Origin of the sequence: Myxococcus faecalis (assembly GCF_050039385.1) — a bacterium.
GTDB lineage: Bacteria > Myxococcota > Myxococcia > Myxococcales > Myxococcaceae > Myxococcus > Myxococcus fulvus.
The window spans coordinates 2,155,304-2,179,611 of the sequence record NZ_CP144336.1; the positions used below are offsets into that span (position 1 = coordinate 2,155,304).

Annotated in this window: 12 protein-coding genes; 1 reads left to right on the forward strand and 11 read right to left on the reverse strand. The window is 70.2% G+C overall.

Annotated elements, in window-relative coordinates; genetic code table 11:
• Window positions 1-224: 224 nt before the first annotated feature.
• The 9 genes from VZQ01_RS08495 to VZQ01_RS08535 form a co-directional block, all read right to left on the reverse strand.
• Window positions 225-1,625, reverse strand: coding sequence for a DUF1552 domain-containing protein (locus VZQ01_RS08495; RefSeq protein ID WP_426747492.1), 1,401 nt, complete (start codon window positions 1,623-1,625; stop codon window positions 225-227).
• 5 nt (window positions 1,626-1,630) lie between these two features.
• Window positions 1,631-3,967 carry a DUF1588 domain-containing protein gene (locus VZQ01_RS08500; RefSeq protein WP_426747493.1) on the reverse strand — a complete coding sequence of 779 codons (2,337 nt, stop codon included), beginning with the start codon at window positions 3,965-3,967 and terminating at the stop codon, window positions 1,631-1,633.
• Between the two features lie 152 nt (window positions 3,968-4,119).
• A complete protein-coding gene (locus tag VZQ01_RS08505; protein ID WP_426747494.1) occupies window positions 4,120-5,520 on the reverse strand; it encodes a family 2B encapsulin nanocompartment shell protein in 1,401 nt (466 codons plus the stop codon).
• Window positions 5,521-5,560: 40 nt separating this feature from the next.
• Window positions 5,561-6,958 carry a family 2B encapsulin nanocompartment shell protein gene (locus tag VZQ01_RS08510; protein ID WP_267697269.1) on the reverse strand — a complete coding sequence of 466 codons (1,398 nt, stop codon included), beginning with the start codon at window positions 6,956-6,958 and terminating at the stop codon, window positions 5,561-5,563.
• A gap of 56 nt (window positions 6,959-7,014) precedes the next feature.
• The gene (locus VZQ01_RS08515) at window positions 7,015-9,279 is read right to left on the reverse strand and encodes a family 2 encapsulin nanocompartment cargo protein terpene cyclase (protein WP_267699069.1); all 2,265 of its coding nucleotides are present in this window, start codon (window positions 9,277-9,279) and stop codon (window positions 7,015-7,017) included.
• Between the two features lie 192 nt (window positions 9,280-9,471).
• Window positions 9,472-10,800: a hydroxymethylglutaryl-CoA reductase, degradative gene (locus VZQ01_RS08520; RefSeq protein ID WP_223750358.1), complete on the reverse strand. Its 1,329-nt coding sequence runs from the start codon at window positions 10,798-10,800 to the stop codon at window positions 9,472-9,474.
• A gap of 242 nt (window positions 10,801-11,042) precedes the next feature.
• Window positions 11,043-12,242, reverse strand: a complete 1,200-nt coding sequence (locus tag VZQ01_RS08525) for a cytochrome P450 (protein ID WP_267697271.1) — start codon at window positions 12,240-12,242, stop codon at window positions 11,043-11,045.
• Window positions 12,239-13,747, reverse strand: coding sequence for a condensation domain-containing protein (locus VZQ01_RS08530; protein ID WP_426747496.1), 1,509 nt, complete (start codon window positions 13,745-13,747; stop codon window positions 12,239-12,241). Before VZQ01_RS08530 ends, VZQ01_RS08525 begins: the two co-directional genes overlap by 4 nt.
• Window positions 13,744-18,882: a non-ribosomal peptide synthetase gene (locus tag VZQ01_RS08535; protein WP_426747497.1), complete on the reverse strand. Its 5,139-nt coding sequence runs from the start codon at window positions 18,880-18,882 to the stop codon at window positions 13,744-13,746. Before VZQ01_RS08535 ends, VZQ01_RS08530 begins: the two co-directional genes overlap by 4 nt.
• A 161-nt stretch (window positions 18,883-19,043) precedes the next feature.
• On the opposite strand from VZQ01_RS08535, the gene VZQ01_RS08540 reads away from it, so the two are divergent.
• Entirely contained in the window at window positions 19,044-20,264 is a 1,221-nt protein-coding gene (locus VZQ01_RS08540) for a CapA family protein (protein ID WP_426747498.1), read from the forward strand.
• Window positions 20,265-20,399: 135 nt separating this feature from the next.
• On the opposite strand, the gene VZQ01_RS08545 is transcribed toward VZQ01_RS08540, so the two are convergent.
• Together VZQ01_RS08545 and VZQ01_RS08550 are read right to left on the reverse strand one after the other, a co-directional pair.
• Window positions 20,400-21,425 carry an alpha/beta hydrolase gene (locus tag VZQ01_RS08545; RefSeq protein WP_223785949.1) on the reverse strand — a complete coding sequence of 342 codons (1,026 nt, stop codon included), beginning with the start codon at window positions 21,423-21,425 and terminating at the stop codon, window positions 20,400-20,402.
• 238 nt (window positions 21,426-21,663) lie between these two features.
• Entirely contained in the window at window positions 21,664-24,276 is a 2,613-nt protein-coding gene (locus VZQ01_RS08550; RefSeq protein WP_426747499.1) for an eCIS core domain-containing protein, read from the reverse strand.
• Between the last annotated feature and the right edge of the window lie 32 nt (window positions 24,277-24,308).

The following is a 24,308-nucleotide window of genomic DNA, read 5'->3' on the forward strand; positions in this document are numbered from 1 at the left end:
CGACTCAGGCAATACTGGGCACGCCGCATCCGGACGGAAGGGACCGCGGCACGGCCAGACAGGAGGAGACAGGGCTCCGTCGGGGTACCGCCAGGCGACCATGCGTCAGGCCTGTCGGCGCGGGTGTGCCCTTGAGCCGCGGAACGCTCCTTGACCCGCCGAGGGGTCAGAAGAGGCTGACCTGCTGATACAGCAGGCCCGAGAACCCGGCCCGAGCCCACGGCTCAGCCATACAGCTCACTCAGCGGCCCCGGCGCGATGCGCGTACTGCCCTCCTGCCCGAAGGTGTTGAAGTCCGCGTCCCCGAATGCATGGCCGAGCGTGTTGAAGAGGTTGGAGACCTGCCGGTTCCGGGCCGCGTCGAACTTCGGGTACACGACGGTGCGCCCGTCGGTCTTCAGGCCCAGCGCGTTGCCGCCCACCACGAGCTTGGGCCACTCCCGAGAGGTCGAGTGGTGCTGCTCGCCGTTGTCGGACATGAAGACGATGGCGGTGTGGTCCAGCATCGAGCCGCTCGCGCCGACCTCGGGCGTGGCGGCCAGCATCCTCGCCAGGTTCGCCACCAGCTGCACGTGGCGGCGGGTGACCTCGGCGACGCGGTCCCAGTTCTGCCCCGCGTCCAGGCCGTGCTGCAGGCTGTGTCGCGCGACGTCGGCCACGTCCGCGCCGTAGGCCACGTCGAAGCCCGAGCTTCCCGTCGCCAGCACCACCGTGTTCGTCAATCCACCCAGCAGCGACGCCGTGGCGATCTGGAACTGCGCCTCGAACCACTTCAGCGAGTCGGGCGGTGAGCCCGCGCCGGTGATGAGCGGGTTGTCCTTCGGCGCTGGCGGCAGGTACGGCCGCACGCGGTCCGCCATGCCCGCGAGCTGGTCCTCCCGCGTGCGCAGTGACTCGAGCGAGGAGAGGTAGCGCTCCAGCTTCAGCCGCTCGTTGGAGTTGCCCTTGAACTCCGCCAGCGCCTTGCGCGAGTCGGCCAGCGCGAAGTCGAAGAGCATCTTGCGGTCCCGCCCGTTCGTCGAGCCGCCGAGCAGCGAGCCGAAGGTGCTGTCGAACGCGAGCGACGGGTTCACGATGATGCCCGCGGGCTTGCGCGGCCCGAGCGCGCACGTCTCGTACACAATCGACACGCGCGCGGAGCTGGTGCCCAGGCGCAGCACGTCGAACGGGGCCCCCCGGCGCAGGCGAGGCGCGATCACCGCGTCGAAGGTCGCGCCCGCGCCGTTCACCGCGCAGCTCAGCGCCCCCGTCCCGCTGGAGTGCCCACCGCCCGCGATGAGGCTGGAGAGCCCCAGCAGCACGGCGGAGCGGTTCACCAAATCAATGTTGCCGGAGGACGCCGCCAGCGGTCCGAGACAGGTCGCGGTGGCGAGATTGTCGCCTTCACGCACCAGCGCCGTGTCCTTGTACGCGTCCCAGAAGATGCGGTCGGTGGTGTTGGCGCGCCCTCCCAGCGCCGCGCGGGTGCCCGCGCTCAGGAGCGCGCGGGGATAGACGCCGTTGCACTCGAGCACCAGCACCAGGCGCGCCGGCGGCTTCGACGACGACTGGGCGTAGACGTCGTGGAAGTAGGGCGCGAAGAGGCCGGCGGCCATGCCCTTCAGGACGGTTCGTCGCGAGAACATGGCGGTCACTCTCCAGCCCGCGGCACGCGCCGCGTCTTCCAGGTGTCACTGGTCATCAGCGTGGTCAGCATCTTGGAGAACGAGCCGTTGTTCTGGTCATAGGCCTGCTCCATCTGCGTCAGCGTGCAGGCGTCGCTCGGGTTCTCCGGGCGCCCCATGAAGTAGCGGAAGGTCTGTCGCAGGAAGCAGCGCTTCACGTGCCGCGAGGTCGCCAGGCGCTCGCTCAGCTCCACCGCGTCGCGCACCGGGCCGTCCAGCGCGGGGTCCGGCATCGACGTGAGCGTCGAGCTGCCGTCCGGCGTCGTCCACCCTCCGCTCGTCGAATGGTCCCGCGCGCGCAGGAAGCCCGCGTGGTTATAGATTTCGAACGGCAGGCCGAGCGGCTCCATCAGGCGGTGACAGCCCTGGCACTGCGCGCCGGCGGTCGCCTCCTGGAGGCGGCGGCGCGCGTTCTTGTCGGGAGCGTGGGCGCCGACCTGGGCCGCCACCTGCACGGTGCTCAGCGGAGGGACGAAGCCACACAGGAGGTTCTCCCGCACCCACTTGCCGCGGTGGACGATGGACGGGTCGTCCTCGAAGTTGCCGCCGTGCGCGGCCAGCCACACCGGGTGGGTCAGCACGCCCGCGCGCTCGGTGGCGGGCAGCGTCTTCCAGCGGCCCGCGACGGTCGCCGGGAGGATCTCACTGACGTTGTAGGGATGCGACAGGCCCTTGTGCGAGTCATAGGCCGCGTTCTGCATGGAGGGCACGTAGAAGGTGCGCGTGGTGAGCAGGTTCGCCAGCACGTCCTTGTCCTCGACGACCACCCGGGCAATCAGGTCGTCGAACTGCTGGATGAAGGTCGGCTCCAGCGGATGGAAGTTGGTGAGCAGGTTGTCGTAGGAGACGGAGCTGATGTAGCCGAGCCCCTCGATTTCGAAGCGCGAGGTCGCCGCCGGGGACTCCTTGAACACCCCCGCCACGTGCCCGTAGCCGAGCCACTCGCGGAAGAAGCCCGCGACGCCGTCCCCCAGCCAGTACTGTCCACGCTTGGCGCGCTGCTCCTCGTTGTAGTCCTGCACCAGGTCGAAGCGCGGGGTCCCGTTCTGGTTGGCGTCGACGCCGCCCAGGTACTTCTGGATGAGCGCGGTGGTCGTCGCATCCTGCGTGAGCGAGCCATCCTTCGCGGCCGTGGCCACGTCCGCCAGGTGCCCTTCCAGGGGCGCGGAGTAGTGCGGCCACACGAAGCTCGGCGTGGCCGAGGGGGCGCGCCCTCCCAGGGCGTAGGCCAGCTGAGAGCCCAGCTCGAGGCCGGTCAGCTCCACGCGGCCGTCCACCGGCTCGCCGCCCATCTCGCGGCGGAACAGGGCGCCGGTCATCATCCACGCGGCGTTGGAGATGCGCGTGATGGAGTCCGCCCGGATTTGCGCGGACTTGCTCGGCTCCTGCGCGATGACCTCGGTCGCGAAGGCGGTGAGGCGGGTGAGCTCATCCTCGGTGGGCGGGCGGAAGAAGACGCCGAACTCGAGCATCTGGCCCAGGTGGAAGCGCTTGCAGGTGTCGCTCGGGTTCGCGTCGTTGAACATGCAGCTGAAGCGGCTGTTGGTGAAGACGCGCTCCATCCGGTTGCCGTCCGGGTAGTTCATCGTCCACGGCGAGGCGGCCTCGCCGACGACCGGCAGGAACAGCTCCACCGTGGCTTCGTCCAGCGTCTCGTCCGTGGCCCAGGAGCTGTACTGCTCGATGGCGCTGGGGTCGAGCGGGTTGTCGTAGAAGCTGAACCCCGTCCAGCTGCGCTCGACCGAGCCACCGACGTTGCGGGTGAACTCGCGCCGGTTCATGCGGCGGATGCGCGTCGGCGCATCCGAGCGCACGCCCGCGGTGCAGCTGAAGAGCGTGGACGGGTCGAGCAGGTTGGGCTCGGCCACCTCCGTCACGGGCGGGCCCCCCGTGCCATTGCAGAGAGGCATCCCCTCCCCTATCCAGGTCTCGAGCGCGGTGAGCTCGGCGGTGCTCGCGCGCGCATGCGGCGCCGGCGGCATCGGAGACGCGTTGTCACGCATGCGAATGAGCGCTCGTTCGGCGTTGCTGAGCCGCCCGTCCATCGACGAGCTCACCCGCATGTCGTGCAGGGTGCGCAGCGGCATCGTCGCCCCCTGGCTCGGCATCGCGCCGTGACAGCTGGCGCAGCGCTCGGCGAGCACCGTCTGCACCACGCACGCGGCGGCCTGGTTCCCTCCGGGCCCACCATCAGGGTCACCTGGGTTGTGGGGGCCTGCGTCGGGGGTGTCGTTGGGCCCGTTGGAAGAGCCCTTGCACGCAACGAGGCTCAACAGTCCGGCCAGCAAGAGGACGCGGTTCATGCGGCCAGACTGGCACGGACGGCGGGTGGGATAGCAAGCAAGCTCTGCAAAGCAGGCTCAGCTCCGTGAAGCGGCTCGCGTCCAACGCGACGGGCCCGGCGCGAGGAAACGCACCGGGCCCGCCGTCATGTTTCACGATGTGGCGAGGTGCTTCAGGCGCCGAGCGCCACGTTCTCCAGCACGCCCAGCGCGTCGGGGACGAGCACGGCGGCGGAGTAGTAGGTGCTCACCAGGTACTGGGTGAGGGCCTGGTCGTTGATGGCCATGCGCTTGACGGTGAGGCTCGCCTCCACTTCATCCGGGATGCCCGCGTTGTGCAGGCCCACCACGCCCTGGTCCTCCTGGCCGGTGCGCATGGCGATGATGGACGTCGTGTTCTCCCGGCTGATGGGCAGCTTGTCGCACGGGAGGATGGGCACCCCGCGCCACGCCTGGAACTTCGCCCCGCCCACGTCCACCACCGTCGGGTACAGGCCGCGCCGGGTGCACTCCCGGCCGAACGCCGCGATGGCGCGCGGGTGCGCCAGGAAGTAGCGCGTCTTGCGACGGCGCGTCACCAGCTCGTCCATGTCGTCCGGCGTCGGCGGCCCCGAGCGCGTGTTGAGGCGCTGCTTGAGGTCCGCGTTGTGCAACAGGCCGAACTCCGGGTTGTTGATGAGCTCCCACTCCTTGCGCTCCTTCAGCGCCTCGATGGTCAGCCGCAGTTGCTCCTGCGTCTGGTTCATCGGGTCGTTGAAGATGTCCGACACGCGGGTGTGCACGCGAAGGATGGTCTGCGCCACGCTCAGCTCGTACTCGCGCGGCTTGAGCTCGTAGTCCACGAAGCCGCCCTGCAGCACGGGCTCGCCGTGGTGGCCGGCCGACATCGGGATGGCCGCCTGGCCCGCCTTGTCCTGCGGCTTCTTGAGCCTCGCCTTGTAGCCGTCCACGTGCGCCTTGAGCGCCGGGGACTGGACGATGAGCGTCTCGAACACGTCCTGCGGCAGCGCCATCACCGTGCAGGCCGTGAGCGCCTTGACGGTGAAGGGCCACACGTCGTTGGACTCCACCACCGCCTGGTCGCCGAAGTGGTCGCCGTCCGCCAGCGTGTCCAGCACCAGCGGGTCGCCGTACTTGCCCTTCGAGAGCTTCTGCGCCTTGCCGTGCGCGATGAGGAACACCTGGTGCGCGGACGTGCCCGCCTCCACGATGACGTCCCCGGCCTTGTACTGCTGCTGGGTGAAGCGTCCCGCCAGCGTGCGGATGAGCAGGTCATCCGCGTCCTGGAAGCCCCGCATCAGCGGCAGCTTCAGCAGCTCCTGCGGAATCACCTCCACCTTGACGCCGATGTTGCTGAAGTTCAGCCGGTCGTCACCCGCCGCGTACGTCAGCCGCCGGTTGACGCGGTACGTGCCGCCCGACACCTGCACCCACGGCAGGATGCTCAAGAGGTAGCGGGGCGAAATGCCCTGCATCACCGGCTGCGTCTTCGTCGTCGTCGCCAGCTGCCGCGCGCCGGCCGTGCTCAGGCTGGTGCCCTCGTGGGCCGTCAGCTCTCTGTCTGGATTCGCCATGAAGTGGTCTCCTTGATTCGGATACGAAGTCAGGCGACGACTACGAGCGGCCCAGCTCCACGCTCTCCAGGATGCCCAGCGCGTCCGGCGTCAGCACCGCCGCCGAGAAGTACGCCGTCACCAGGTAGTTCATGATGGCCTTCTCGTTGATGCCCATGAAGCGCACGTTGAGGCTGGGCTCGATTTCGTCGGGGATTCCCGCCTGGTGCAGGCCGACGACGCCCTGGTTCTTCTCGCCCGCGCGCATCAGCATGATGGACGTGGTGCGCGTCTCGGAGATGGGCAGCTTGTTGCAGGAAACAATCGGTACGCCGCGCCACGCGGGCACGTGGTTGCCGTTCATCTCCACGCTGGTGGGGTAGATGCCCCGCTTGTTGCACTCCTGGCCGAAGGCGGCGATGGCGCGCGGGTGCGCCAGGAAGAACGACGGCTCCTTCCACACCGTCGCGAGCAGCTCGTCCATGTCGTCCGGCGTCGGCGCGCCCGAGCGGGTGTGGATGCGCTGCTTGAGGTCCGCGTTGTGCAAGAGGCCGAACTCGCGGTTGTTGATGAGCTCGTGCTCCTTGCGCTCCTTGAGCGCCTCCACCGTCAGGCGCAGCTGCTGCTGCGTCTGGTTCATCGGGTCGTTGAAGAGGTCCGCCACGCGGGTGTGAATCTGGAGCACCGTCTGGGCGACGGACAGCTCGTACTCACGGGGGCTCGTCTCGTAGTCCACGAAGGTGCCGGGGAGCACCGGCTCGCCGTGGTGGCCCGCCGCCAGCTCAATCGCCTTCTGGCCGGAGTGGTCCTGCTTCTTCTTGGCGCGCGCCTTGAACTTCTCGAGGTGCTTCTGCAGCGACGGCACCTGCGCCACCACCGTCTCGAAGGCGGACTGCTGGAGCACCAGCGCAATCACGGGCGTGACGGCCTTGGCGGTGAACTGCCAGTAGTCCTGCGACTCCAGCAGCGCCTGGTAGCTGTAGTGGTCGCCGTCCGCCAGCGTCTCCAGCACCACCGGTTCCCCATACTTGCCGGTGCCGATGCGGTTCACCTTGCCGTGCGCGATGAGGACGATGGAGTCGGCCTCCTTGCCCGCCTCGGTGATGACCTCGCCCGCCTTGAACTCCTTCTGCTCGAAGCGGTTGGCCAGCGCGGTGAGCGCGTCCACGTCCTCGTACCCGCGCAAGAGAGGCAGCTCGCCCAGCTCCTGCGGAATCACCGCCACCTTGGCGCCCGTGCTGGTGAAGGTGACGCGGCCGTCGCCCACCGCGTACGTCATGCGGCGGTTGACGCGGTACGTGCCGCCGGACACCTGCACCCACGGCAGCAGCTTGAGCAGCCACCGCGAGGAGATGCCCTGCATCTGCGGCTCGGACTTGGTCGTCGTCGCCAGCTGCCGCGCCGCCTGCGTGCCCAGGCTCTGGTTGTTGTCGTCGAACTTCTTCGAATCATTGGACATGGGTCACCCTTCTTCGGATTGAAGACTTGGATTCACTGCGGAATGTGTCGCCAGCGTCAGGGCCGGGTGGCGCGAAGCAGCTCGGCGATGCGCATCGCCGACGTGCCCAGCGGGGCGGGCTTGCCCGTCTTGAGCTTCGGCGCCGCGTCGTGGATGAGCTCCACCTCGGTGTAGCGCGTCACGCCCGCGTGCCACCGGGGGATGCCCGCCATCCACTGCTGCAGCTGCTCCACGTACTTGTGCAGCTTGCCTTGCGCCTTCTCGTCCAGCTCGAAGGTGCGGATGACGGCGGGCAGCTCCTTGGCCACCAGGTGCTCGAACTGCTTCATGCGCGCGGTCATCATCTGGTTGACCACCTGCACCGCCGCGTCCTTGTCCACGCCCAGGAACTTCTGCACGACGAGCACGCAGTTGTTCAGCTCGCCCTCGAACTGGATTTCCTTCTGGTAGGAGTACAGGTCGTTGACGAAGCAGGCGTAGTCCGCGGCGGAGTTCTCCAGCGCCCGCAGCGTGCGGGTATTGAAGACATCCTCCGGCACCGCGTCGCCGTGGGACAGGCGCGCCAGCGACATGGTGAGGTCCGAGCCGAACGTCTTGCGGCGCATCTCCACGTAGTCCACCGGGTCCGGCACGCGGTTGAGCAGCTGGTTGTTCAGCTCCCACACCCAGCTGTCCGTCATGTCCTGGATGGCCTTGCGGAAGAGCTTTCGGCCGCGCGGCGTCAGCGGGCCCGCGGTGCGCTTCCACAGGTCCGCCAGGCTCAGCTCCACCGGGTTGAGGGGCACCGCGGCGCTGGCCGTCTCCACGTCGTCCGGCATGAACTGCCCAAGCCGCGCGGTGAAGGCCTTGGCGCCCGCCATGTCCCGGGTGTTCGCGTAGAGCAGGGGGAAGTAGTCGTCCGCGTACGTCCCCCACACCAGCCAGCAGGCCGTCAGCTCCAACTGCTCGGGCGTCGCGTCCGGGTGGATGAGCGCGCCGCAGAGGGCCACGTCCGCCGCGTCGAACTTGTGGTCATCCCAGACGTAGAAGCCCACGCCGGGCACCACCTCCAGCAGGCCCATCTTCCGCGCCCAGGCCTTGGAGGCCCTCCGCGCATGGTCCAGGTGGGGACTGAGGTACGTGCTGTACGGCATGTAGAACTTCGGCAACGTCGTGGGGCCCACGTGCTGGCGCGGCGTGTGGCTCAGCGAGCGGGCGCGAGGCCCCATCCCCAGCGCGCCCGCCGTCAGCGGCAGCCGGAGCGCGGAGGTGCCCAGGCCCGCGGGCACCGGAATGGACAGCGCCGGGCGCTCCTCGGCGTGCTGGTTCATGTAGCGGTTGGAGCGCATGTGCCACTCGTGGCCGCCGGACTGCCAGTCCTGAAGGCCTCGCAGGTAGGTGAGCACCTGCGCCTGCTCCACCGGGTTGAGCCCGTACTCCGCGAAGAGCCACGGCAGCTCCGTGGCGAACGTCGTCTCGAACTGCTGCAGCCGCGACGTCAGCAAGTCGTTGACCAGGTCCGCGGCGCGCTGCGTGTCGCAGTCGAGGAACTTCTCCACCACCAGCACGCCGTTGGAGAGCTCCCCCTCCTCCAGGATTTCACGCTCGTAGGAGAACAAGTCGTTGCGCAGGTGCACCGCGTCCGAGAAGGTGTCCTTGAAGACGCGCATCGGCCGGCTCTTCACCACCCGGTCCGGAATCTCCGCCGCGACGGCCACCTCCACCAGGTCCGACGACCAGGGCGCGCCGCCCACCTTGCGGCGCATCTCGATGTACTCGATGGGGTTGGAGACGCGCGCCTCGCTGATGTTCTCGATTTCCCACATCGACTCATCGAGCAGGTGCTTGGTGTTCTCGAAGAAGCGGCGGCGCCAGTCCATGGACATGGCGGGCACCGTGCGCTGCCACAAGTCCCACAGGCCGCGCTCCACCGGGTTGACGGGCTCCGGCGGCGTCTGGCTCATGTCCAGCGGCATGAACAGCGGCAGCCGGTCCAGGTAGGCCTGGCCGCCCTTCACGTCCCGCGAGTACTTGAAGACCTCCAGGAAGTGGTCGTCGAAGTAGAAGACCCAGACGTACCAGTCCGTGACCAGGTCCAGCACCGGCCCCGGCGCCTCGGGGTGCGTGTACGCGCAGAGCAGCGCGTAGTCCATGCCGTCGAAGCGGCGCTCGGACCAGACCTCCCGGTCCGTCCCGTCCCTCGGCGGCCCCAGGATGCCCATCTGGTAGGACCACGCCTTGGTGTGCACACGGGCGGCTTCCAGGTTCGGGTTCAGCCGCGCCGGCCACGGCACGTAGAACTCAGGCAGCTGGAATGGTTGCTTCTGACGCGCCTTTGACATCTTCAACCCTTCGCCAGTCTCAAGATGATTCAACTCATCGGGCCCGCGCGCCCATTGCAACGGTGGTGCCGGGATGAATCAGGCCGCCTCTCGTGTGATTCGAGGCGGTTGAAACACCCCGGCTCGCGCGGCTGACACGTCAGTCGTCACCGAGGACGTGTCAACGGGGCGCATGACACGTCCGCGGCGGCGTCAGACGCTCGTGCCGGTCGCGGCGGCGGCGTCCTCTGCGGGGAGGCTTGCCAGCAGCTCGCGGGCCTTCTCCACCTTCACGTGACCCGCCTTCACCAGCAGGTTGGCGATCTTCTCCACCCAGTCGCCCCGCGCGCCCGCCGTCACCGCCACGCAGCGCGCGTGCATCGCCATGTGGCCCTTCTGGATGCCCACGCTGCCCAGCGCCCGGAGCGCCGCGAAGTTCTGCGCCAGCCCCACCGCCGCGAACACCATCGACAGCTCGCGCACCGAGGGGGTCTGCATCAGCTTGAGCGCCAACTGCACGCCGGGGTGCACCTTGATGGGGCCGCCCACCACGCCCAGCGCCATGGGCAGCTCGATGCGGCCCACCAGGTGCCCCTCCTCCAGGTACCAGGTGGACAGCGGACGGTACTGCCCGCTGCGGCAGGCGAAGGCGTGCGCGCCGGCTTCAATCGCGCGCCAGTCCTGCCCCGTGGCGATGGCCACCGCGTCGATGCCGTTCATCACGCCCTTGTTGTGCGTGGCCGCGCGGTACGGGTCGGCTTCGGCGAAGCGGCTGGCCTGGGTGATGCCCTCGGCGATGATTTCGCCCGGCATCTCGAAGTCCGCCAGCGCCGCCAGTGGGATGCGGCACGTGGCGCGCGCCAGCCGCCGGTCCGCCAGGTTGGAGAGGATGCGCAGGTACACCTTGCCGCCGGTGAGCTGCTCGATGAGCGGCGCCACGCCCTCCGCCATGGTGTTGATGAGGTTGGCCCCCATCGCCTCCTGCGTGTCGATGAGGAGGTGCACGATGAGCAACGGCTCTCCGCACGGGCCCTCGGGGGCCGGCAGCACGCGCACCTCCACGTCCTTGGCCCCACCGCCGCGCGCCACCATGGCCGGGTGGAAGCTGTTGGCCAGCGCGAGGAGCTGCTCCTTGTTCGCCAGGATGTGCTCGGTGGCCACCTTCGGGTCGCCGTAGCGCGACACCTGCACCTGGCCAATCATCAGCGAGGGGTCCGCCTCGGCGGTGAAGCCACCGGACTCGCGGACGATCTTCGCGGCGAAGGACACGGCCGCCACCACGGACGGCTCCTCCACGGCCATGGGCACCAGGAGGTCGCGCCCGTTGACCTGGAGGTTGAGGCCCAGGCCCAGCGGCAGGCAGAACGTCCCCACCGCGTTCTCGATCATCTGGTTCGCCAGGACAGGCGGCAGCGCTTCGGAGCCCAGCAGTTGTCGCAGGTCCTCGGGCTGGAGCCGGAACATTCGAGCGAGGTGCGCGTGGCGCTCCTCCATCGGCAGCTTGTGGAAGCTCGGGAGCCGGGAGGTCACGGTGTCGGACATGTTGTTCCTTCGGTGCAGAACCTGGAGCGGGCCCCCTTGCAACGGTGGCGCCATGAAGCGCCGGGCCACATCTCGCGGGATTCGAGGAGGATGAAACAGCCAGACTCCTCGTTTGACGTGTCAGCCAGGGAGGCTGACGCGTCAACTCACCGAATCACAGACCCGGCACACCCACTGGCGACCAGGAAGCGCACACCGCGAACCGACTGGCTCGCGGATTCACCGGAGCCGAGCGCCGCGAGTCACCAGGTGAGCGGCAGCTCATGGACGCCGAGCAGGTTCTCGTCCTTCTTGAAGCGGACCTCCTCCAGCGGCACGGCCAGCCGCAACGTGGGGATGCGCTGGAACAGCGTCTTGAACACCACCTCGAACTCGATGAGGGCCAGCGCGCGCCCCGTGCACAGGTGGATGCCGTGGCCGAAGGCGAAGTTGCGGTGCGCTTCCCGCTGGAGATCCAGCCGGTCCGGCGCCTCGAAGACCGTGCCGTCGCGGTTGGCCGAGTCCGGCTGCGCGAGGACACCCTCCCCCGCGCGGATGAGCTGACCGCCCACGGTGAGGTCCACGGTGGCGACGCGCTGCCGGGCCAGATGCGAGACATTGACGAAGCGCAGCAGCTCCTGCACCGCCGCGGTGATGGCGGCGGGGTCCTCCATCTGGCGGAACTTCGCGAGCTGCTCGGGGTGGATGAGCAGCGCCAGCGTCCCCAGCCCGAACATGTACGCCGACGGTCCGTGCCCGGCGTAGTACAGCGCGTGGAACAGGGACGCCGCGTCCGGGGGGCTCAGCTTCCCCGTCGCCACCTGCTCCGTGACGACGCGACCGATGAGCGTGTCCCCGGGCTCACGCAGGTTGTCCTCCACCAACCGCAGGAAGACATCATCCAACGCCATCAAGGCCGCGGTCGCCTCCTCGCGGGAGGACGCACGCGAGCCGACGGTCCTGCTCAGCACGTGCAGCGCCTCGGCACCCTCCTGGGGCACGCCGAGCAGATCGCCAATGACTTGCAGGGCCACGGGGAGCGCGAACGCCGACATCAGGTCCACGGGCCTCGGGCCGGCCAGCATCGCGTCGAGCGCCGCGTCCACGGTGGCCTGGATGCGCGGCCTCAGGGCCTCCATCCGCCGGGGCATGAACTCCTGCACGAGCATGGCCCGCTGCGCCCGATACTCCGCATCCGGGCGCAGGAAGAAGGCCAGCGGCCTGCCCTGTCGAGCCGCGGCCGCGGGCGACAGGTGCGGGAACCCCGGCAGCGTGGAGTCCGCGACCAGCCGGGGGTCTCCCAGCACCGCCAGCACGTCGCTGTAGCGGCTCACCAGCCACGGCGTGTTTCCGTCCCACAACTTCACGGGACAGACCGGGGCCTGCTTGCGCAGCCGCTCGTATTCAGCGGGCGGCTCCAGCGGGAGGCTCCAGTCCTTGGGGAAGGGATAGGAAGGGCTCATCGGGGGGCTCCTGTTCGGTCGAGCCGGGCGGCGATGCCCGCCACGGTGGGATGCTGGTACAGCTCGCGCAAGCCGAGGTCCTGGCCCAGTTCATTCCGGATGCGGACCGCGACCTCGACGAGCTGCAAGGAGTGGCCGCCGCGCTGGAAGAAGTCGTCGTCCGGAGCGACCGAGGCGACCTTCAGCACGTCGGCGAAGATGCGGCCAAGCTGTTGTTCCCGGGTCGAGGAGCGCCGAGGCGAGGTCCGCGCGTCGGGGGTCGCCGTCCGCAAGACGTCCTCGTAGTCCGCGAGCAGCGCCTCGATGAAGGCGGGCTCGAAGAGGCTCTCGTCGAACTCGCCCCACACGGTGAACGCGCCGTCGGAGCGTTCCTCCACCCGAACGGTCAGCTCGAACTTCGCGGAGGGGAGGTCCAGCAGGAGCTCCGTCACCTCACAGTCCTGCAATGACAGGGCGCCCGCCGTGCCCACGGGGTGGTAGGCGAAGTTGACCTGGACGACGGGAGAGCGCGTCGGCTCCCTGGGCGGAGCCAGGTCCGCGACGAGCTGCTCGAAGGGCAGGTCCTTGTGCGCGGTGGCCGCCGCCGTGGCCGATGCCACCCGGGTGAGCAGCGCGCGGAGGTCGACGTCACCACGCAGGTCCACCTGGAGCACCACGGTCTCGACGAAGAACCCGAGCACCCGCTCGACCTCGGGCAGGTCCCGGTTCGCCACGGCCAGCCCCAGCAGCACCCGCTCACGTCCCGCACGGTGCCCGAGCACCCTCCCACAGGCGGCGGCCAGCACCGTGAACACCGTCTGACGCTCGGTGCTCGCGAGGGCACGCACGCCGTCGGAGACCGCGGCGGGCAGCACCCGGTGCATGCGCCGTCCCCGCCCCGACACGGGACGCGGAGGGACGAGGTCCAGGAACAGGGGGACACCCGACAGCTGCTCCCTCCACCAGCGCGACAGCGACTCGCGCCGCTCGGCGGTGAGCTGCTCGCGCTGCCATGCGGCCCAGTCCACGTACTGCACGGGCAGCTCGGGCAGGGCGGGAGGCCGCCCCAGGAGCGCTGCCCGGTATGCGATGGCCAGCTCCTCGGTGAACACCTGGAGCGAGGTGCCGTCCGCCACCAGCAGGTGCACGGCGAAGAGGAGGAAATGCGTCCGGGGCTCCAGCCGCAGCACGGTGAGCCGCAGCAAGGGACCGCGCTCCAGGTCGAACGGCTGGAGCGCCTCCTCGTGCGCGTGTCGCAGGGCCTCGGCCTCCGTCGTGACCTCCACGAAGCGAACCTGTGCGCGCCCCTCCGGAGCGATGTGCTGCTGCGTCCCCAGCGGGAAGACGGTGCGCAGCGGTTCGTGCCGGGCCACCAGCGCGTCCAGGGCCTCTTGCAGGGCTCGCGAATCCAGGGGCCCCGTGACACGGTGGCAGCGAACGGTGGCGTGGGCCGCGCCGGTGGGGTCCATCCGGTGCAGGAAGCACAGCCGCTGCTGGGCGAACGACATCGGGAACACGGTCGTCATCCGCGTGGCAGCCTCTTGATGGTGGGCTTCGCGACCGGAGCCTCGGCGAGCGCATGAGCGAGCTGGGCGATGGTCGGCCCGGTGAGAATGGTGGCGAGCCCGACCTCGCGCCCCACCGTCCGGCTCAGCCGCGAGGCCAGCCGCATCGCCTGCAGCGAATGCATGCCGAGCGCGAGCAGGCTCTCATGCACATCCACCCGGCTCACGCCCAGGAGCTCGGTGACCACCGACGCGACACGGACCTCGGCCTCGGTCCTCGGCGCCGTGTAGGGCGCGTCCGGGCGCCGGTCCGTCGTGGGCAGCCGCGAGGGGTCCACCTTCCCGTTTTGAGTCAGCGGCCAGGACGCCAGGACGATGACCTCCGAAGGCACCAGGTGCGCCGGCACCCTGCGCGCCAGGTCCTCGCGCACGGCCTGCCCCGACACCTGGGTCGCCGCCCCGGCCACGACATAGCCCACGAGGCGAGCCTCCCCGCCCCGCGAGTCGACCCGCGCGAGCGCGTCCACCACGCCGGGATGCGCGGCCAGGGCGGCACGCACCTCGGCCAGCTCCACCCGGACGCCACGGACCTTCACCTGCTCATCACGGCGGCCCAGGAACTCGATGACGCCTCCTGGCAACCACCGGGCCAGGTCCCCGCTGCGATAGAGCCGCGCCCCCGGATGGGTCCCGAAGGGGTCCGGTACGAAGCGCTCGGCGGTGAGGCCCGGCTGGTCGCGGTAGCCTCTCGCGACACCGGCCCCACCGATGCAGAGCTCCCCCACCGCGCCCGGCGGAGCCACCTGCCCGTGCGCGTCGAGCACCACCAGGTGCGCATTGAACAGCGGGCGCCCGATGGGGACGTGGGTGGCCTGGACGTCGACCCCGTCGTCCAGCCGGTGTCCGCTGGCCATGACGGTGACCTCCGTGGGGCCGTAGCCGTTCGTGACCTTCGTGAAGCCGTCGCGCTGGAGCGCGCGGAACGCCTCCACCGGGAAGACATCTCCACCAACCACCACGCGGTCCAGGGCGGCGAAGGCCTCCGGAGCGTCGGCCGCCAACCGGGGCAGCACCACGGGAGGAATCACCGCATGCGTGATGCGCTGGTCGACGAGACAGCGCGCCAGCCCCGGCACGTCCCACCCCGGCGGCAGGAAGTGGACGGCGGCGCCGTTGAGCAGCGCGCCCCAGACCTCCAGCACGGAGATGTCGAAGGTCACCGACGCCATCGCCAGCATCGTCTTGCCGGGGCCCAGGTCCTCGGCCAGGGCCGTGCGGTGCAGCAGGGACACGACCGAGTGGTGCTCGATTTGAACGCCCTTGGGTCTGCCCGTCGACCCGGACGTGTAGAGCACGTAGGCGAGGTCCGACGGGCTCCCCTCCGGCAGCGGCCCGGATGACACCGGAGGCAGCGCCTCCAGCACGACGGTGGGCAGACCGGTGAGTCGGCCGTCCAACGCCGCCGTGGTGACGAGGGCGCGGGCCCCGGCCTCCCGCATGAGCGGCTCCAGCCACGCCGCGGGAGCACCTGGGTCCAGCGACAGGAAGGCCGCCCCCGCCATGAGGATTCCCAGCTGGGCCACGACCAGGGCTTCCGAGCGCGGAATGCACACCGCCACGAGGGCCTCACGGCCAACGCCCAGGTCGCGCAGGTGGTGCGCCAGGTGCTCCGCCCGACGCGTCAGCTCGGCATAGGTCAGCACCCGGTCGCCGGACCTCACCGCGGGAGCGTCGGGCGCTCGGCGGGTCCAGTATGCGAACAGGTCATGCACCCGATACGACGGCGCCTCCTGGCGAGCCCCCACGCTGAAGAGCGCGCGCCGGTCCGCGTCGCTCAGCATCGACAGCCTGGACACGCGGGTGTCCGGCGCGTCGACGATGGAGCGCAGCAGTTGCTGATACGCGGACAGGATGCCGGCGATGAAGAAGTCCTCGAAGAAGTCGGAGTCGAACTCCCACGAGAGCAGGATGCCGCTCAGGGATGAGCGGGGACTGGAGCGCACGGGGGCCTCCGAGCGCGGGATGCGCACCACGTCCCCGGCCAGCCGTTGGATGTGCCCCGGCTCGGCGTAGAGCGGCACCGCGACGACGGACAGCTCGAACTTGGCGGAGCCGTTGCCCAGCCCCTCCACGAAGGACACGTCGAGCGGCGACGCATCGAGCGTGCCCACCGACGAGTCGTGGAAGTTGAACATCGTCTGTATCAACGGGTTGAAGCCCCCCTGATGCCGCGCGGGCGACTGCGCGAAGATCTGCTCATAGGGCAGCTCCTGGTGGTCATAGACCTCCAGCGTGGTGCGCCGCACCCGCGCCAGGAGTTCCTCGAACGAGGGGTCCCCGTCGAGCCTGCCCCGCAGGACGACGGTGTTGATGAACATGCCCAGCATGCCCTCGGTGTCCTGCCAGCGCCGGTTGGCGACCGAGGAGCCCACGAGCAGGTCCTGGGAGCCGGTGTACCGGTGCAGCAGGACGAAGAACGCGGAGAGGAGCGTGGTGAAGAGGGACGCGTTGTTGCGGTCCGCCAGCGCCTGGAGGCGCCGCGCGAGCTCACCGTCCAGCTCCACCCGGGGCGCCACCCCACGAAACCGTCGCCCATGGGGGGCCACCCGTCGGGGGAGCTGGAGCAGGGTCTGCGCGCCCTCCAGCTCCCGGCGCCAGAAGCGGCGCTGCGCCTCGGCGGCCTCGGTCCCCACCCACTCGCGCTGCCAGCGCGCGTAATCGGAGTACTGCACCGCCAGCGCGGGGCGCCGCACCTGGCCGTGGCGGACGTGTTCGGCGTAGCCGTTGAGCAGCTCGCGCACGAAGACGTTGAAGGACCAGCCGTCGTGCACGATGTGGTGCTCGACGTGCACGAACAGGTGCTCCCCCGCGCTCAGTCGCAGCAGCCGCCAGCGGAAGGGCCGGCCCTCGGCGAGCGCGAACGGGGCCTGCACCGCGTCCCGGACCGCCTCCGCCACGCGGGAGTCCAGCTGCGCTTCGTCCACGCCGCTGAAGTCCTGGACGCAGAGCTCCACCTCCCACGGGGCCTCCAGCGCACACCGCAGCTCGCCATCCACCTCGGGGAAGCGCGAGCGCATCACGTCGTGGCGACGCACGATGTCGGTGAGGCTCGCTTGCAGCGCGGCGAGGTCCAGCGCGCCCTCGAGACGGAACACCGCCTGCGTGTGATAGGCCCGCGCGTCCGGGTTGAGCTTGTGCATCAGCCACACCCGCTCCTGGCCGAACGACGGCGTGAGCGCCATTCCCACAGCGCCACGTCGAGGGCCCAGGTCCACCCCACCCTGTGCTTCCCGCAAGCGCGCCGCGAGGCGGGCCACCGTGGGCGTCTGGAGCACCTCGCTCAGCTCCAGCTGCGCGCCCAGCACGCGTCGCACCCGGGCCACGAGCTGGGTGGCGAACAGCGAGTGCCCTCCCAGCTCGAACAGGTTGTCATCGCACCCCACCCGCTCCATCCCGAGCAGCGCCGCCGCGATGGCCGCCAGCGCCACTTCACCGGGCGACCGCGGGGCCTGGTAGTCCGTCCGCTCCGCGCGAGGAGGGCGAGGCAGCCGCGCCCGGTCCACCTTGCCGCTGGTGTTCAGGGGCCAGGCCTCCACCACGACCACCACGTCCGGCACCAGGTAGCCGGGCAGCCGGCGTCGAAGCTCCGCGCGCACCGCGTCGCCCGTCAGCGCCGCCCCGGTGTCGGGCATCACGTAGCCCAGCAGGCGCTCCCGCGTGTCGTCGATGAGGGCGACCGCGTCGCGCACGTCCGGCAGCGCGGCCAGCGCCGCCTCCACCTGGCCCAGCTCGATGCGCGCGCCGCGAATCTTCACCTGGTCGTCGCGCCGGCCCAGGAACTCCAGCGTGCCGTCCGGCAACCACCGGCCCCAATCGCCGCTGCGGTACAGCCGACCTCCCGGCACCGGACCGAACGCATCCGGGATGAAGCGCTCGGCGGTCAGGTCGGGCCGCCCCAGATACCCACGCCCCACCCCTTCCCCGCCGATGCACAGCTCACCCGCCACCCCGTCGGGTACGAGGCGCAGGTGCTCATCGAGGATGACCACGTGGTCGTTGGACAGGGGGCGGCCGATGGGCACGCGCTCCCCCTCCACGTCGTGCACCGCCTGGAGCGTGCTGGCCACCGTGACCTCCGTCGGGCCATAGCCGTTGACGAAGCGGTGGTGCGCGCTCCACTGACGGGCCGTCTCCGGCAGGCACACGTCCCCGGTGCTCATCACCACCTGGAGGTCGGGGAAGCCGCCCGGCTGCAGCGTGCGGAGGACCGTGGCGGGCAGCACCGCGTGGGTGATGCGCCGGTCCACCATCACCTGGGCCAGCGACGCTCCGGAGAGCGGCGACGCATCCAGCGTCTCCAGCCGACCTCCGTTGGGCAGCGCCATCAGCACATCGAACAGCGAGGCATCGAACGAGGGGTGGAAGAACTGCAGCACCCGCGTGTCCGGCCCCAGCGCGCCCAGGAAGTCCCGCTGCGCATGCAGGAGGTTGGCGACGCCGCGATGCTCGGTCATCACCAGCTTGGGCTCGCCCGTCGAACCCGACGTGCAGATGATGTACGCGAGGTCCTCCGGGACGAGCATCGTGTCCTCCACGCGCCCCTCGCCCGCGTCGGCCCCTGGCTCCAGGAAGGGCACGCCCCGCACCTGGCATTCGGGCGCGCCCACCACGAGCGCCGCGCCGACCCTGCGGACGATGTCCTCGCGCCACGCCTGGGGGTGTGACGGCGCCAGGGGCAGGTAGGCCGCGCCCACGCGCCAGACGGCGAGGGCGAGCTCGACGAAGGCCGCGCCCCGCTCCAGCACCACCGCGACCACGTCTCCGCGCCCGAGCCCCCGGGCCCGCAGGCGGGCGGCCAGGGCACGCGTCCGGGCCTCCAGCATCGCGTAGGTGATTTCAGCAGCACCGGCCGAGAGCGCGACGCGGTCGGCATGCCGCCGGCACTGCTCGGCGATGACGTCCACCACCGAGCGCCACGGTCCATGGTCGACCCGTCCCCCCTGCACGCGGGCCGCCTGCGCCGCGACATCCAGCGCACGGCGCACCTCTTCCGGGGTGTGTCCCTCGAGCGCCCAGGGGCTCTTCAGACGGAGACTGGAGAGCAGGCGTTCGTACTCGGTTCCTGTCACCAGGGCGGACGGGGGCGTGGCGGGCAAGGGAACTCCTGGAGGCAATGACATACATCGAGACCGCCGCGTGGAGCGGCCTTCCGATGCGGCTCGAGGCTCCGGGCCTTTAACACGCGAAAAACCACGGTGACACCCTTGTCTGGTAGAAGGCGCGAGGAACGCATCCGCGCAGGATGTAGGAGTGCACCGTGGCCTCGAACAACATCGCGCCTCCAAGTGGACCTGGGCTGTCGCTCTTCGCCGTGGGCGATGTCTTCGTGGACCGCGACGAGCCGGCGACCGCCTTCGCCTCCGCCCGCGACGTCCTGCGGGCCGGTGATGTCGTCTTCGGCAACTGCGAGGGCGTCTTCAGCGACGACATCCAGCGGGCCCCCAGCGCCGGCTCGGCCGTCACCGCGCCCGCGGCGAACGCCGCCCCCCTGGCCCAGGCGGGCTTCGACATCCTCTCATTGGCCAACAATCACAGTCTGGACGGGGGACATGCCGCGCTCCTGTCCATGCGCGGGACGCTGGCCAACCTGGGCATCGCCACGGTGGGCGCGGGCGCCCATCTCGCGGAGGCCACCGCGCCCGTGTATCTGGAGCGCAATGGCAGACGGCTGGCCTTCCTGGCCTTCAGCTCCGTGTTTCCCTATGGCTATGAGGCGCGACCCGGTGTCCCGGGGCTCGCGCCTTTGCGCGCGCACACCCGCTACACGCCCGTGGACCTGAACGTGTGGAATCCAGGCATGGCGCCCGTGGTGAGCACCGAGCCGCTGGTCGAGGACCAGCGGGCGTTCCTCCACAGCCTCGACGAGGCCCGCGCGAAGTCGGACATCGTCGTCGCCAGCTTCCACTGGGGTGACTCCACCGTGCCGTACTCGCTGACGGACCACGAGCGTCGCACGGCCAGGCTCGCCATCGACCACGGGGCGGACGTCGTCCTGGGCCACCATCACCACATGCTCCGCGGGGTCGAGTTCCACGCCGGCAAGCCCATCTTCTACGGGCTGGGACACTATGTGTTCGACCTGCCGAACCTCACCGAGCGGCTCGCGAAGGATGGCTACCTGGGCGTGGGACGGCCGGAGGAGATGGCGGCCTGGGCCCGCAAGTTCGGCGAGTACATGATTCGCCCGAGGGAGGGCTACCCGCTGCTGCCGTTCCACCCGGACTCGAGGATGACCGGCGCGGCGGTGGTCCACATCACGCCGTCCGGGCGCATCCGCGCGGGATTCCTCCCCGCCATCATCAATCCCGCCAACGAGCCCATCCACGTGGCCGCGGACAGCGACGAAGGCAGGCGGGTGGTGGCCTATCTCGAACGCTGCTGCGCGGCCGAACAGCTCCCGACGCGGCTCATCGCTCCTCGGCCCGACTCCGGACTGCCCAGCGCGTGCATCGAGTTCGTGTCGACGGCGACCGACTGAGCGGGACCAGGGCGAGGCCTGCGCCGAGGCGGCGGCTCGAACGCATCCAGCTCGAGGCCCACCCTGGACGGGTCCTCAGGGTCCACGACGACCAGCCCCCCAGGACGCGGGCTGCACGCGGGAAGCCCCGCGGCCTCAGGTGTCGGGCAGGTCGTGCCCCTCCTGCTGACGGAGCCACTGGGAGATGGCCTTCTCTGACTCGAGATGGCGGTCGAGGAACACGAAGTGCCCGCTGTCCAGCTCCACATAGGTGGCTCGCGGCCCCAGGCGCTCGACATAGGCACGCATGGCGGGGGTGCCCATCATGGAGTCATGGCGCCCCTGTATCACCAGCGTGGGCACCTCCGGCACGGGGGCCGAGGACCGCGCGCCGGACACGAGCACCAGGCCCCGCAGGTCCAACCCCGGGTGCGAGACGCGATTGACGAGCAGGCTCGCCCCCACGCCGCCGTTGGAGAGCCCTCCCAGGTAGAAGCGACGAACCCCTCGGGCCGAGAGCCATTCGAGGGTCGCCTTCAAGGTGCTCGCCCCCTGGGGCGACCACCAGTCTCCGGCGGGGCCCACCGAGGGGCACACCGTCAGCGCGGAGATGGTCCAGGACGCCCGCGCCATCTCCCAGCAGTACACGGCGAAGTTGCCCGCATGGCCATGCAGGAAGACCACGGCCGTGTCCGGCGTCGCCCCTCGAGCCGGCGGGATGACCAGCGCATCGAAGGACTCCGGCGACTGAAGCCCCAGGGAGGTGGCGATCGCGGGCGTGGCCACCGAGCCCTCCGCCAGCTCCATCCGGTCGAACGCCGCCTCCAGCGCGGGGATGAACCCGCTCGCCTCCGAGCGCGGCAGCTTCCCCAGCCGCACCAGCGCGTGCGCCGCGAACAGCGTCCCGTCCCGCTCGTCGACGAGGCGATTCACCCACCGGTGGCCTCCCTCCGGAAGCCGCACGGTCTCCAGGAGCGTGCCGTCCGCGAAGAGCAGCCGTGAGCAGGCGACGAGCGCGATGAGCCCGAGCCCCGCTCGCCACAGGCCCCGGGCACGCAGCATCAGGCCGACGGCCACCAGCACGAGCCCTCCGGAGTAGCTCCACCCCGAAGGCGAGGCGCCGATGCGGGCCGCCGCCGCCAGCAGCAGCCCGGCGACCGGCGTCAGGAGGACTCCCAGCAAGACTCCGGGCCACGTGCGGGGCCGAGTGCCCTCCTTCGCGGGAGCACGACGAACGCCTGCGGGAACCGCCACGGGAGCGGAGATGGAATGAGCCATGCCGAGCACCATGGCGGACCTGGAGCGGCGCGCGGGGTCCACGAGTCCGAGCGGTCCGGAGGCCCGGGGGAGTGGCTCCAACGAGTGCCTGGGCGGCAAGGCTCGCCGTCGAACGACCCGATTCACCCAGGGCCGTTCGTGCTCACGGTTTCTTGGGTGTCGTGGTCGGAGCGGGGTCCACCACCGCGCTCCAGTCGATATCCGCGTTGATGTCCGCCAGACGGCCGGTGTTCTGCCGGCGCAGGTCCTGCTTCTCGAGGTCGCCGGGGTGCACGACACCGTAGGGCAGCTTGATGGCCTGCGCCGCGTCGCGCGCCTTGACCGCCTTGTCGCGGCCGACGCGCAGCTCCCCTCTCCTGCGCTGCACCTCGCGCGCCGCGGCGGCCTTGGCCAGATAACGCTCCCGCTGCATCTCCAGCTCCTCGCGCTCCGGCCCCGCCCCCAGCTTCGAGAGCTGCCGCTGGAGGTTGGCCGCCTCGGTCTCCAGTTCGCGGACGAGCGTCGGGTCATTCACCCGAGGGTCGCTCTCCACCGCCTCAATCTCCACGTCGACCGCGCGCAGCTTCCGGGTCGCGGCCGCCACCTCGGCCTCTTTGCCCTCCTTGGCCGCCTGGTGCTTCGGGTCCAGCTTCGCGTTGTAGGCGCGGAGGTTCGCGTCGAGCACCCTCGCGTTGGTGCTCAGGGTGCGCAGCCGCTGGAAGAGGCGGACCAGCGCCTCCAGGTCGTCGCCCCGGTTGACGCCGCGGAGCACGGCGAGCTGTCCCGGGTCCAGGTGCGTCCCCAGCGAACCCAGGAAGGACTCGTTCCTGGCCTGGAGCCACGTCACGAGCTTCTTGCGGTTCACCGGGCCCTTGAGCTTCTTGCCCTGGATGAAGTCCGCGTTCTCCTTCGCCAGCTTCGTCGCGGCCGCGCCCGTGCGGCCCGGCAGCATCTGCGCCGCGGTGAGCGCGGGCCCCGTGTCGGGAGTCACCCGTGAGATGTGCGTGACGGGCGTGACGTAGGGGTCCAGGTTGTTGCCGGGATTGGGCACGAAGCGGTCGCCCAGCCTCGCCTTGTGTTGCACGCCGCCTCTGGCCGGGGTCGGCTGGCTCCAGACGATGGCCACGTGATAGCGGGCTCCAGGTGGCGTCTGGATGAGATCCTTCTTCTCCCAGTGGGAGAAGATGACGCTGTGCCCGCCCCCTTCCGAGGCGTTGGCGTTGTAGAGGTACAGCCAGTCTCCCGTCTGGATGTCGTTGAGCTTCGCCAGGGGGAGATGCCGCTGCCGGTAGTATTTCGACCCCTTGCCGGGGTTCTCCGCCGCCGCCTTCTCCGCCGCCTCCGCCTGCTTCGTGCCCTCGTGCAGCGGCCCCAAGCCCTCGTCGGTCGGCTTCACGGTGCTCGGCGCCGGCCCCGGGTGTCCTGCGCCGCAGGACGGGGGCATCTCGGCGCCCTCGGCCTCATCGAGGGGAAGCTTGTCTTTCGACACCCGGTCCTGCTTCGTGACGTCAATCGACCTCCCCGTGTTGAGCATCGCGGCGCCCAGCGGGTCGAAGGACCCCATCACCCCTCCGGCGAAACCGGACCCGGGCGGGGTGGCGCCAGCGTAGTGGTGGACGATCTGCACCCAGTGGAAGCAGAACTGCGCATGCACCCGCTGCTCGAACGAGCCGGGCTGGTAGATGCCCTTCGCGAGGATGTGGGCCGACAGGAGCAGGCGCTGCTGCGCCGTGGTCGCCCCCCGGTCGGAGCCGTTGAACAGGCGCTCGGGGATGCGCTTGGAGACGATGAAGTCCCGCAGCTTCTGGCGCTGGGTGCTCGTGAAGAGCACCTGGAGCCGCGCGGTGGTCAGCGGAGCCGCCGGCACGCCGAAGACGTTCAGCACGTCCGCGAACTCCGTGTTGAAGAGGGAGGTGAACGCGTCCGCCATCGTCGTCCTGGGCAACGCCGGGCCGACGATGGCCTCCAGGCGGGCGAGCTCGGCGCGCAGATGTTGAATCGTCGCGTTGTCGGCCCCGGGGGGCTGCCGGGCCAGCCAGCGGTGAATCCTGGCGATCTCCAGCCGGGCGGCCTGCGGGTTCGTGGCACTGACGCTGTTCTTCAGTGACTGCGGCTCGTCCGTGTCGGCCCCCAGCAGGGGCGTGTCCAAGGGCTGCCGGCGGAGTGTGCGCGTACCGCCCTGGAGGGTGTGCGTCAGCTCGTGCGCCAGCAGCCGATCTCCCGCGGCCGTCCCCGGCCCGTAGCGCCCGGGAGCGAAGACCACGTCGCGACCGACGGAGTAGGCGTGCGCGCCCACCGCCAGGGCGCTCTGCGCGGCCCGCGAGTCGTCATGCACACGCACGGAAGAGAAGTCGGCGCCACCGAAGCGCGCCTCCATCGCTTCGCGCGCGGCCGGCTCCAGCGGGCGCCCGGGTCGGGCGAGCACCTCATGGACGACCGGCGGCGCGAGCGCACGCGATGCCCCCACGTCCCCATTCCCCCGGTGCAGCCCCGAGCCGACGGGCGCCGGTTGCGGCGTCCCCATGACCTGGTCGGCCACGGTTTCCGCCTGGCGCTCGAACGGGTCCCCCGGTGAGCCGAGGGTCAGCTCGCGATGAATCCGTGGCGGCGTGATGGAGATGCGGGCGAAGTCGAACTGGGAACCGGGAGCGACTGGCGCCGTCAATCCGCCACCTGATTCCGATGCGGCGCGCGCGACGGCCGGGCGCTGCGATTCACGCTTCGGGGCAGGAGCATGCGCCGACGACGGACGCGGCTTCTGGTCGAACGCGAACATGGAGCACTCCTCCCCCAGGACGACAACGATGG